The sequence below is a fragment of the Klebsiella planticola genome (genome assembly GCF_000783935.2).
In the GTDB taxonomy this organism is placed as follows: domain Bacteria; phylum Pseudomonadota; class Gammaproteobacteria; order Enterobacterales; family Enterobacteriaceae; genus Klebsiella; species Klebsiella planticola.
In genome coordinates, this window is record NZ_CP026047.1 from 3,403,942 (window position 1) to 3,415,733 (window position 11,792).

Annotated in this window: 10 protein-coding genes; 5 read left to right on the plus strand and 5 right to left on the minus strand. The window is 58.2% G+C overall.

Going from position 1 to position 11,792, the window contains the following annotated elements:
- Positions 1-22: 22 nt before the first annotated feature.
- From bioB to bioD, 4 genes are read left to right on the plus strand one after another with little or no spacing between them, the layout of a single operon-like run.
- Positions 23-1,063 (plus strand): biotin synthase BioB, encoded by a 1,041-nt coding sequence (gene bioB, locus MC50_RS16450; RefSeq protein WP_049267849.1) that lies wholly within the window; start codon positions 23-25, stop codon positions 1,061-1,063.
- The gene (bioF, locus tag MC50_RS16455) at positions 1,060-2,217 is read left to right on the plus strand and encodes an 8-amino-7-oxononanoate synthase (protein WP_047664412.1); all 1,158 of its coding nucleotides are present in this window, start codon (positions 1,060-1,062) and stop codon (positions 2,215-2,217) included. The genes bioB and bioF overlap by 4 nt, the downstream gene beginning before the upstream one ends.
- Positions 2,201-2,956, plus strand: a complete 756-nt coding sequence (gene bioC / locus MC50_RS16460) for a malonyl-ACP O-methyltransferase BioC (protein WP_047664414.1) — start codon at positions 2,201-2,203, stop codon at positions 2,954-2,956. The genes bioF and bioC overlap by 17 nt, the downstream gene beginning before the upstream one ends.
- Positions 2,949-3,671 (plus strand): dethiobiotin synthase, encoded by a 723-nt coding sequence (gene bioD / locus MC50_RS16465; RefSeq protein ID WP_047664417.1) that lies wholly within the window; start codon positions 2,949-2,951, stop codon positions 3,669-3,671. Before bioC ends, bioD begins: the two co-directional genes overlap by 8 nt.
- Here bioD and MC50_RS16470 read toward each other — a convergent pair.
- Positions 3,613-4,335 (minus strand): ABC transporter ATP-binding protein, encoded by a 723-nt coding sequence (locus MC50_RS16470; RefSeq protein WP_032688746.1) that lies wholly within the window; start codon positions 4,333-4,335, stop codon positions 3,613-3,615. The two genes, bioD and MC50_RS16470, sit on opposite strands and share 59 nt — an antisense overlap.
- A 737-nt stretch (positions 4,336-5,072) precedes the next feature.
- Between MC50_RS16470 and uvrB the strand changes: the two genes are divergently transcribed.
- A complete protein-coding gene (gene uvrB, locus MC50_RS16475) occupies positions 5,073-7,094 on the plus strand; it encodes an excinuclease ABC subunit UvrB (protein ID WP_032688745.1) in 2,022 nt (673 codons plus the stop codon).
- Between the two features lie 235 nt (positions 7,095-7,329).
- On the opposite strand, the gene pmrB is transcribed toward uvrB, so the two are convergent.
- The 4 genes from pmrB to yvcK form a co-directional block, all read right to left on the minus strand.
- Positions 7,330-8,421 carry a two-component system sensor histidine kinase PmrB gene (pmrB, locus tag MC50_RS16480; RefSeq protein WP_047664421.1) on the minus strand — a complete coding sequence of 364 codons (1,092 nt, stop codon included), beginning with the start codon at positions 8,419-8,421 and terminating at the stop codon, positions 7,330-7,332.
- A gap of 4 nt (positions 8,422-8,425) precedes the next feature.
- Positions 8,426-9,097, minus strand: a complete 672-nt coding sequence (pmrA, locus tag MC50_RS16485; RefSeq protein WP_047664423.1) for a two-component system response regulator PmrA — start codon at positions 9,095-9,097, stop codon at positions 8,426-8,428.
- Positions 9,094-10,740 (minus strand): phosphoethanolamine transferase EptA, encoded by a 1,647-nt coding sequence (eptA, locus tag MC50_RS16490; protein ID WP_047664425.1) that lies wholly within the window; start codon positions 10,738-10,740, stop codon positions 9,094-9,096. Before eptA ends, pmrA begins: the two co-directional genes overlap by 4 nt.
- Positions 10,741-10,858: 118 nt before the next feature.
- Positions 10,859-11,764 (minus strand): uridine diphosphate-N-acetylglucosamine-binding protein YvcK, encoded by a 906-nt coding sequence (yvcK, locus tag MC50_RS16495; protein ID WP_032688739.1) that lies wholly within the window; start codon positions 11,762-11,764, stop codon positions 10,859-10,861.
- Positions 11,765-11,792 lie beyond the last annotated feature (28 nt).

Sequence of the window (11,792 nt, forward strand, 5' to 3'; positions counted from 1 at the left end):
ACAAAACCCTTTGGAGAGGCCAATGGCTCACCACGCACGCTGGACAATGTCGCAAGTTACTGAGTTGTTTAATAAACCATTGTTAGATCTGCTGTTTGAAGCGCAGCAGACCCACCGCCAGCACTTTGATCCGCGCCAGGTCCAGGTCAGCACGCTGCTGTCGATTAAAACCGGCGCCTGCCCGGAAGACTGTAAATACTGCCCGCAAAGCGCGCGCTATAAAACCGGTCTGGAATCGGAGCGCCTGATGGAAGTGGAACAGGTGCTGGAGTCGGCGCGGCAGGCAAAAAATGCCGGATCAACGCGCTTCTGCATGGGGGCCGCCTGGAAGAACCCCAACGATCGCGATATGCCGTATCTGGAGCAAATGGTCAAAGGCGTCAAGGCGTTGGGGCTCGAATCCTGCATGACGCTCGGCACCTTGACCGACAGCCAGGCGCAGCGTCTCGCGGGAGCCGGGCTGGACTACTACAACCATAACCTGGACACCTCGCCGGAATTCTACGGCAATATCATCACCACCCGCACCTACCAGGAGCGGCTGGATACCCTCGACAAAGTGCGTGACGCCGGGATTAAGGTCTGTTCCGGCGGGATAGTCGGCTTAGGCGAAACCGAGAAAGATCGCGCCGGCCTGCTGCTACAGCTGGCTAACCTGCCGACGCCGCCGGAGAGCGTGCCTATCAACATGCTGGTCAAAGTGAAAGGCACGCCGCTGGCCGATAACGACGATGTCGATGCTTTCGATTTTATCCGCACCATTGCCGTGGCGCGCATCATGATGCCGACCTCGTACGTGCGTCTTTCCGCCGGCCGCGAGCAGATGAACGAACAGACCCAGGCGATGTGCTTTATGGCCGGGGCGAACTCGATTTTCTACGGCTGCAAGCTGCTGACCACGCCGAACCCGGAAGAGGACAAAGACCTGCAGCTGTTCCGCAAGCTGGGCCTTAACCCGCAGCAGACGGCGGTGCTGGAAGGGGATAACGAACAGCAGCAGCGTCTGGAACAGGCGCTGCTCAACCCGGATACCGAGGAATATTACAACGCGGCGGCGCTATGAGCTGGTCGCAACGCATCGACCAGGCGCTGAACGAGCGGCGGGAGGCGGATGCATTCCGCCGCCGTCAGCCGGTGGCGCAGGGGGCCGGGCGTTGGCTTATCCGTGAAGATCGGCGCTGGCTGAATTTCTCCAGCAATGATTATCTCGGGCTGAGCCAGCATCCGCGGATTATCGCCGCCTGGCAGCAGGGGGCGGCGCGTTATGGCGTGGGCTCCGGCGGCTCCGGTCACGTCAGCGGTTACAGCGAGGCGCATCGTGAACTGGAAGAGAGCCTGGCGGACTGGTTGGGATATCCGCGCGCGCTGCTGTTTATTTCCGGGTTCGCTGCCAACCAGGCGCTGATTGCCGCGCTGCTCGCCGGGGACGATCGCATCGTCGCGGATCGCCTGAGCCACGCTTCGCTGCTCGAGGCGGCCAGCCTGAGTCCGGCGCAGCTCAGACGCTTTGCGCACAATGATGTGCAGCAGTTGGACGCCCTGCTGGGCAAACCGCTGGTGGGTCAGCAACTGGTGGTGACGGAAGGGGTCTTCAGCATGGATGGCGACAGCGCCCCGCTCGGCGCCATCTCCCGAACCACCCGGGCTGCCGGCGGCTGGCTGCTGGTGGATGATGCGCACGGCATTGGCGTGGTGGGCGAAGAGGGGCGCGGCAGCTGCTACGCGCAGCATGTCCGTCCTGAGCTGCTGGTGGTGACCTTTGGTAAAGCCTTTGGCGTCAGCGGCGCGGCAGTCCTGTGCGACGAGGCGCTGGCGGACTATCTGCTGCAGTTTGCCCGCCATCTGATTTACAGCACCGCCATGCCGCCGGCCCAGGCGGTAGCGCTGAGCGCCGCACTGGCGGTGATCCGCAGCGACGACGGCCAGCAGCGGCGGGAAAAACTGGCCATCCGCGTGGCGCAATTTCGCGCCGGCATGGCCGGTTTCCCGGGGGAACTGAGCGCCTCGACCAGCGCGATTCAGCCGCTGATCGTTGGCGACAATACGCGGGCGTTGCAGCTGGCGGCGCGCCTGCGTGAGCAGGGCTGCTGGGCAACGGCCATTCGTCCGCCGACGGTGCCGGCAGGCAGCGCGCGGCTGCGCCTGACGCTGACCGCAGCCCATGAGTCGACTGATATTACCCGTCTGCTGGAGGTGCTGCATGGCGGCGGTGAATAAACGGGCGGTGGCTGCGGCCTTTGGCCGGGCGGCCAGCCACTATTCGCAACACGATGCGCTGCAGCGTTACAGCGCCGAACTGCTGCTGCGTCAGCTCCATGGCCGCGCCTTTTCAGCGGTGCTCGACGCCGGCTGCGGACCCGGCAGCATGAGTCGCTACTGGCGTGAGGCCGGCAGTCATGTGACGGCGCTCGATCTCTCGGTTGAGATGCTGGCGCAGGCCCAGCGCGACGAGTGCGCGCATCGTTATCTTGCTGGGGATATTGAGTCGCTGCCGCTGGCCGATGCCTGCGTCGATCTGGCGTGGAGCAATCTGGCGGTGCAGTGGTGCGAGAGTCTGGCCGGCGCGCTCGACGAGCTGTGCCGGGTGGTGCGCCCCGGCGGTCGGGTGGCGTTCAGCACCTTGCTGGCCGATTCGCTTCCCGAGCTGAATCAGGCCTGGTGCACCATCGACAGACATCCCCATGCCAACCGTTTTCTCAGCGAACAGGCGGTGCGCGAGGCGCTGGCCGGGCGGCGAGCCGTTGGCGAGGTTCACGCCGTCAGCCTGCCCTTTGCCGATGCCCTGAGCGCGATGCGTTCGCTCAAAGGGATTGGGGCAACACACTTGCATCAGGGGCGCAGCGCGGCGCCGTTGAGCCGGGGAAAACTGCGTCAGCTGCAGCTGGCCTGGCCAAAACAGCAGGGCCAGTGCCCGCTGACGTATCATCTTTTTACAGGAGTCATTGCACGTGACTAAACGTTTTTTCGTCACCGGAACCGACACTGAAGTCGGTAAGACGGTCGCCAGCTGCGCCCTGTTGCAGGCGGCAAGGCTGTCAGGCCTGAAGTGCGCGGGCTATAAACCGGTCGCTTCCGGAAGTGAGTTGACGGCGCTCGGGCTGCGTAACGATGATGCGCTGGCACTCCAGCGTAATAGCGGGGTGGCGCTGAGCTATGCGCAGGTTAACCCCTTTACCTTCGCCGAACCGACCTCACCGCATATCGTGAGCGCGGAGGAGGGGCGGCCGATTACGGGCGATGCGCTTTCTGCCGGGCTTCGTGAACTGGAGACGCTGGCGGAATGGGTGCTGGTGGAGGGGGCGGGGGGCTGGTTTACGCCGCTCTCCGCGACGCTGAGTTTTGCCGACTGGGTTCGCGACGAACAGCTGCCGGTCATTCTGGTGGTCGGCATTAAACTCGGCTGCATCAACCACGCGCTGCTGACGGCCCAGGCGGTACGTCAGGCCGGGCTGCCGCTGGTGGGCTGGATTGCAAACGACATCCAGCCGCCGGGTAAACGCCATGCAGAATATCTGGCGACCCTCAACGATCGACTTGCGGCTCCGTTGCTGGGTGAGATCCCATGGCTGGCGGACGCGTCGCGGCGTGAGGATCTCGGCCAGTACCTGGATCTCAGCGCGCTGGATCGGGCGTCATCCACTGTGCCAGCAGCGGTTCATCCAGCTGGATAACGCGGCCTTGCGCCACGTTACGCCCGCGATGCAGCAGGCAAAAACGGTCCGCTACCCGGCGAATAAACGGCAGGTGCTGTTCGGCAAGCAGCACCGTTAAGCCGATGTCGCGGTTCAGGCGCACCAGCAGGTCACCCAGCTTATGCACGAAGTGCTGTCCGCTGCCGCGCGAAGGCTCATCAAGAATCAGCAGACGCGGCCGGACAACCAGCGCTCTCGCCAGCGCCAGCTGGTACTGGTCATCTTCTGACAACATGGCGGCTTTATGCTGACGTCGTCCGTAGAGATCCGGAAAAAAATCGTAAATCTCCCCCTTGACGGCGACGCCCGGGTTTCCTCCGGCGGCCAGCGCAATATGCAGATTCTCCTCGACGCTCAGTTGAGAAAAGATCCGCCTGTCCTGCGGGACATAGCCGATGCCAATAATCGAACGGGAATGGGCGGAGAGCGGCGTGATATCGCAGGGCGGCGAACCGACGTCATGCCAGGTCATACTGCCGCTGGCGACCGGAAGATGCCCGGTAATGCAGTTCACCAGCGTGGTTTTGCCCATCCCCTGGAGTCCCATCACACAGGTGCACTCCCCCGGCTGAAGTTCAAGGTCGACATTCCATAGCGTGTGCTGATTTCCGTAGTACTGATTGACTGCGCGTAGACTCAACATAGACGTTTTCTCCTGTTTGGGGATAGCGGGCGACATGAAGATTCTGCAAATCTCTTGCCAGGAAAAAGAAGTTTCGGTTTTTTCCCGTATGGGCAGCTGCGGCGGGGCGGGGTGAAGGCGGGCCAGCGAGGCGGTTGCACTCTCCCGGTGCTAACGGGTATGAAAAATGGTGCAGAAAGCAACAAAAAGGCAGGCACCCTTAGCTGATAAATATCAAAAATAATTCGATAATTTTTTTTAGGCGGTCGATTTTCACCGCCGGTCGATTTCTGCGGGGTGGCAGAAGCCATGGCCTGCAGACACTTATCCACTATTCCTGTGGATAACCTTGTGTATTAGAGTTAGAGAACTTGCGGTAAGCTAGAGATTACGCGGCCTGCGGCTGAATTGGCGCGAAACCCATCTTTTGTTTAATATCATTAAATATCAATTAGTTGAATAAAAGCAATGGCTGTAAGGAAAGTGTCACCTGATGCCATAAAAGATTCACCACCTTGCTTGACAAATGTTAAATGATAAATTTTTTTGGGGATAACCCTACTGTCTGGCGGATTATTCTGCAGGATGGTCTTTTTTTACCCCAAAACGACGCGCATGCCGACCATTTCAGGAACAAACGATAATCTAACACTGTTTTTATATCCAGTATTATTTATTGGCAAAAATGAGCGTGAAGGGTAGAATTAAACACCTGCCGCATATCACCAGGCGCTTCATCCTTCTTCAGGGCCAGACATATGAGTAAAACGTTCACGCTGCATTCCGCATTCCGTCCTTCTGGCGACCAGCCGGAAGCTATCCGACGCCTGGAAGAGGGGCTGGAAGATGGTCTGGCGCACCAAACGCTGCTGGGGGTGACCGGGTCGGGTAAGACGTTCACCATTGCTAACGTTATCGCCGATCTCCAGCGTCCGACGATGGTGCTGGCGCCGAATAAGACCCTGGCGGCGCAGCTGTACGGCGAAATGAAAGAGTTCTTCCCGGACAATGCGGTGGAATATTTCGTCTCCTACTACGATTACTATCAGCCTGAAGCCTACGTGCCGAGCTCAGACACCTTCATCGAGAAGGATGCGTCGGTGAACGAGCATATCGAGCAGATGCGTCTGTCGGCGACCAAAGCGCTGCTTGAGCGGCGCGATGTGGTGGTGGTGGCTTCAGTATCGGCTATCTACGGTCTGGGCGACCCGGATCTCTACCTGAAGATGATGCTGCATCTGACCACCGGCATGCTGATCGACCAGCGGGCGATTTTGCGCCGCCTGGCGGAGCTGCAGTATACCCGTAACGATCAGGCCTTCCAGCGCGGCACCTTCCGCGTGCGCGGTGAAGTGATCGACGTCTTCCCGGCGGAATCCGACGATATTGCGCTGCGTATCGAGCTGTTCGATGAAGAGGTTGAGCGGCTGTCGCTGTTCGATCCGCTTACCGGTCAGGTTGAATCGACGATTCCGCGCTATACCATCTACCCGAAAACGCACTACGTGACGCCACGCGAGCGCATCGTGCAGGCGATGGAAGAGATTAAAGTCGAGCTCGCCGACAGGCGGAAGGTGCTGCTGGAGAACAACAAGCTGCTGGAAGAGCAGCGTCTGAGCCAGCGTACTCAGTTCGACCTCGAAATGATGAACGAGCTCGGCTACTGCTCCGGTATCGAAAACTACTCGCGCTATCTTTCCGGGCGCGGGCCGGGCGAACCGCCACCGACGCTGTTTGACTACCTGCCGGCGGATGGACTGCTGGTGATCGACGAATCCCACGTCACCATTCCGCAAATCGGCGGCATGTACCGCGGCGACCGGGCGCGTAAAGAGACGCTGGTGGAGTACGGCTTCCGTCTGCCGTCGGCGCTGGATAACCGCCCGCTGAAGTTCGAAGAGTTTGAGGCGCTGGCGCCGCAGACCATTTACGTCTCAGCGACGCCGGGTCCTTATGAGCTGGATAAATCCGGCGATGAGGTGGTCGATCAGGTGGTACGTCCGACCGGGCTGCTTGACCCGCTGATCGAAGTGCGTCCGGTGGCGACTCAGGTCGATGACCTGCTGTCGGAAATTCGCATCCGCGTCGCCATCAACGAGCGGGTGCTGGTCACCACCCTGACCAAACGCATGGCGGAAGATTTAACCGAGTATCTGGAAGAGCACGGCGAACGCGTGCGCTACCTGCACTCCGATATCGATACCGTAGAGCGTATGGAGATCATCCGCGACCTGCGGCTGGGCGAGTTCGATGTTCTGGTCGGTATCAACCTGCTGCGTGAAGGGCTGGATATGCCGGAAGTGTCGCTGGTGGCAATTCTGGATGCCGATAAAGAGGGCTTCCTGCGTTCCGAACGCTCGCTGATTCAGACCATCGGCCGCGCCGCGCGTAATATCAACGGTAAAGCGATTCTGTATGGCGATAAAATTACGGCTTCGATGGCGAAAGCCATCAGCGAGACCGAGCGTCGCCGTGAGAAGCAGCAGCGCTATAACGAAGAGCACGGCATCACCCCGCAGGGGCTGAATAAAAAAGTGGTCGACATTCTGCAGCTGGGCAGCAATCTGGCGAAGACGAAAACCAAGGGCCGCGGAAAATCACGTTCGCCGGTTGAGGCGGATACGCCTGAGGTAGTGCTGACGCCAAAAGCGCTGCAGCAGAGAATTCACGAGCTGGAAGGGCAGATGATGCAGCATGCGCAGAATCTGGAGTTTGAAGAAGCCGCGCAAATTCGTGACCAGCTGCATCAGCTGCGCGAGCTGTTTATTGCGGCGTCCTGATCCCGCAGGAGGCGATGCGCCGCGCGTGGAGCCAGGCAGTGTGACGGGACGCCGATTTTTTGTTATTCCGCGGCGTTTTCCGCTTGGCTTAATGTCTGCTTAATCTTGCCAGGCGACACTATCTTCATTCTGATGAGGATAGTGTCATGCAAAAATTAACCTTCCGTGAGTCTCTGGCCGTTACCTGCGCTGTTGTTGTGGTTGTCGCTTTTGTCCATCAGTGGGTGCTGACTTTCTAACGCGAAGGCTTAGGAAACAGAATCCAGCCGCGAACGCCGGGGCCAGGCTGGCGGTTATGTAAGAAGAACTGGGCATCGTGCAGCTGAACGATGCGCGTCACAATACTTAATCCCAGACCGATTCCTCCGTAGCGGCTGTCCATACGGACAAACGCTTTGCTCAGTTCTCCGCTTTTCGCTTCATCAATCCCCGGACCTTCATCTTCCACGGCCATAACCGGCGTTGTACCGGCCTGTATGGCGATTTTTATCTTCGACCCTGCCGGGCTATAGCGATGCGCATTCTCCACCAGATTACGCAGCACAACGCGCAGCAGCGTGGCATCGCCGGAGACGACAACATCTTTGGCATCATCTCCGTCGGGGAGGGCGAGCTCCAGCGTCTGCTGGCGCTGTTCCAGCATGCTCTCCAGCTCACCGCGAATCGGTTCGACCACATCCTCTTGCAGCAGCACGCGCTGGTAGCTCCCGGCGGAAAATGACTGCCCGACGCGCGCCAGCTGCAGCAGCTGTGAGATGCTGTTGGTCATCTGATCCAGACGCTGGATCAGCTGACTCACCTCCACATGGTGCACTTTCGCCATCAGCTCCAGATGCAGGCGCAGTCCCGCCAGCGGGGTACGCAGCTCGTGCGCGACGTCAGCGGTGAACAGACGTTCGCGATCGAGGGTTAAGTTAAGGCGAGAAACCAGCTGATTAATCGCTGTCGTCACCGCCGTCACTTCCGGAACGGACTCCGTCAGCGTAATCGGCTGCAGGTTATCCGGCGTGCGGCTCTCCAGCTCAGTTTGCAGATTCGACAGCGGTCGGGTGATTTTTCTCACCGCCACCAGACTGATATACAGCGCCAGGCCGACGATCAGCAGGCTGGGTATTAACAGACTGGCGACCGCCTCGCGCACTTCGTGTTCAACGTGCTTTTGGTTGTTATGTCCTTCGATGGCGCTCGCCACCAGCAGCTGAATCTGCTCTTTGCTTTCATGCCATAACCAGAAAACGCTGATCAGCTGACAGACCACCAGAATGGAGCCGATCGTCAGCAGCAGGCGGTGACGCATGGTCCAGGTTTCACTTGCGAACAGTGCCATGGCGTTATTCCATTCCTGAATTATTCACCAGCATATAGCCAAACCCCCTGACGGTACGAATGCGGGCTTTGCCCACTTTTTCGCGCAGGTTATGGATATGAACCTCCAGCGTATTGGTGGCGGGTTCATTGTCCCAGCTGTAGATATCGTTGTAGAGAATTTCACGGTGTACCGGGCTGCCTGCTTTCATCATCAGGCGAGAGAGCAAGGCGTACTCTTTCGGCGTCAGGTCCAGCGCATCGCCGCCCAGCCACACCAGGCGACGGGTAATGTTCAGCCGCAGGTTGCCCACGGCCATTTCGTTGTCGCCCTGGTTATTATGGCGGCGGAGCAGCGCGCGGATGCGGGCGTTCAGCTCTTCCAGCGCGAAAGGTTTCACCAGATAATCATCCGCGCCGGTGTCGAGACCGCTGATGCGATCTTCAACGGTATCGCGGGCGGTCAGGATCAGAACCGGCTGGCTGAATTTTTCCCGGCGCATGCGCGTCAGGAAGTGCAGACCATCTTCATCCGGCAGGCCGAGGTCGAGTACGATCAGGCTGTAATGGTTGCTGGCGAGGGACAGGGCGGCCTCGTGAGCAGTGGCGACGCCATCACAGACATATCCCTCGCTTTGCATTGCCAGGATCAGGCCTTGTAACAGGAGTGCGTCGTCTTCAATGACTAAGATTTTCATCTGGCGGTCTCGCTTCTGCACGGCGTTAAAATATCATCGGTTGCCTGGTATTCGTGGGTATCAACCCCAAGAAGCCCGAGCAAGGTAGAAAACAGATTATCCTGAGAATAAGGGTCTGTTTTAGCTCTTTGTTGCAGACACTGGCTGGAAACGCCATAGCGCTGCTGGTAATCCTGGGACAACCACAGCAGCATCGGTACGTGCTTTTGCGTTTCCGGGGCGATTGACCACGGCAGCCCGTGTAAATAGACGCCATCTTCGCCCAGCGACTCGCCGTGATCGGAGAGGTAAACCAGGCTGGTGGTGAATTTATCCTGCTTTGACTGCAGTAATTTTATCGTCTTATCAACTACATAGTCGATATACAGAATTGTATTATCGTAGGTGTTGGTCAACTGCTGCTGGCTGCAGCTCTGGATTTCGTTGGTATCGCAGGTTGGGGTGAATTTTCTGAATTCAGCAGGGTAGCGATTGTAATACGTCGGACCGTGGCTGCCGATGGTGTGCAGCACGATAATTCCGTCCTGTTGCAGATTGTCGATGTAGCTCTCCAGATTATGGAACAGCACTTCATCGTAACATTCCCCCTCGATGCACTGACCGGTCAGGTTCAGGTCGGTCACGTTCTGATGCGGGACGCGATCGCAGGCGCCCTTACAGCCCCCGTCGTTGTCGTTCCACAACACCCGAATGCCGGCGCGTTGCAGGATATCGAGAACGCCTTCCTGATGGTGGGCCAGTTCTTCATCGTAATGCGCACGCGGCATGTTGGAGAACATGCAGGGTACCGACACCGCGGTGGCCGTGCCGCACGAGGTGGTGTTCGCAAAGTAGATGACATCATCTTGTTTGAGTCGCGGATTGGTCTCGCGTTGGTAGCCGCCCAGCGAGAAATTCTGCGCGCGCGATGTCTCTCCCAGCACCAGAATGGTCAGGTTTTTGCGCGGACCGCTGTGCATTTCGGGTTTTTGCACGGCATCTTCGCCAATTTTTACCAGCGGCAGGTTGTCCATCTTGTTGTGCGCATACCATGAGTTGATGGCGACGATGCTGTTGGAGGGGCTCAGGGATTTCACCAGCTCTTTATTGTTGCGAAAGACCGAGGCGTAATCTTTATAAAACAGCGCAGCGACCAGAACGATCAGCAGGGCCGATACGAGGATATTCAGCAGACGTACCGCGATGCTGCGCCACACCGTTTTGGCTTTACTGATTTTTATCCACCAGGCGAAGGCGACCATCAGAACACCGGACAGTCCCAGCGTCAGCACCATCTTACCGGACATCAGGGCGAAGCTTTCCGCCGGCGTGGTATCCAGAATGTTGGTAATCATGGCGCGGTCGATGACGACGCCGAAGGTCCAGATAAAATACTGGGCCGAGGCGCTCAGCAGAATAAACAGGCTAATAACGAGGCGGTCGAGCTTGAGGAACGAGGCGAGCGTGGTGAGAATATTCATCACGCTGAAGGCAACCACCGGCATGCTGAGGAATACCAGCCAGTTGTGCAGGCTGTTTACCGGCAGCAGGGTGAACACCTGACGATAGAACGCGAGATTGAGCAGCAGCCCGACATAGAGGGCAAAAATTATCAGATAAACCGTACGGCTCATGACCGGCCGACGTAAAGTGAATAACGACATAGCAACAATCCTGGGACTAAGATAGTTGCCATGGTGCCACCTTTATTTTAAGACAACCTTAATATTTTAATATAAAGGTCTGGCGCGTCGTTACCCGCGCCTTCTCGTCTCTCGCGAGCTAACCTAAAGCCTGGATCGCTTTTTCCAGCGCGTTACGTAACAGCACCCGGTCGTGGCGATAGGGAACATCTGCGGCATCCAGCGGCGTTTGCACAATCGCCCGGTTTTCCAGACCGGTAGTATCGGTTTTCGGCCCAACAACGATGGCATCGATCACTCGCTTGCCAACATAGTGCTCCATAATCCCGACCCTGTCCGCCAGCGTCAGATTCGCGGCCGGGCTGTGTTCTTTGCCGAGATTGTCGATAAAGACCATGGTCGCCGGCGTTCGGCGCAGCGCCTGCGCCATCTCATCGAGCAGCAGAATCGGCAGCAGGCTGGTATAGAAACTTCCGGGGCCAATCAGGATTAAATCGGCTTCTGCGATAGCCTCTACCGCTTCGCGGGTCGCCGGCACCGGTGGGGAGAGCATCAGCTCCTTCGGGACGCAGGGCAACTGGTCGATATTGACTTCGCCGTAGACTTCATGGCCTTCGTGGTCAATGGCCATCAGATCCACCGGTTGTTCCGACATCGGAATCAGGAATGCGTCCACTTTTAGCAGATTTCTGATTAAATTGATCGCCTCTAAAGGCCGTACGCTCAGGTGATCCAGAGCCTTTAACATCAGATTTCCGAGGTTATGCCCGGAAAGTTCGCCATTACCGGAGAAACGGTACTCAAACATCGCCGAAGCAATGCTGGGTTCGGCGATCAGCTGGTTAAGGCAGTTGCGCATATCGCCCCAGGCGATGCCGCCTTCGGAACGGCGAATTCGCCCCGTCGAGCCGCCGTTATCGGTAGTCGTGACGATCCCGGTAAGACGTGAGCCGAGCGATGAGAGTGACGACATCACCCGGCCCAGACCGTGTCCTCCGCCAAGTGCCACTACGCGATCCAGATCGGCGAACGTACGAGTGCGCATACACATTCCTTATCTCAATTAAACGGGC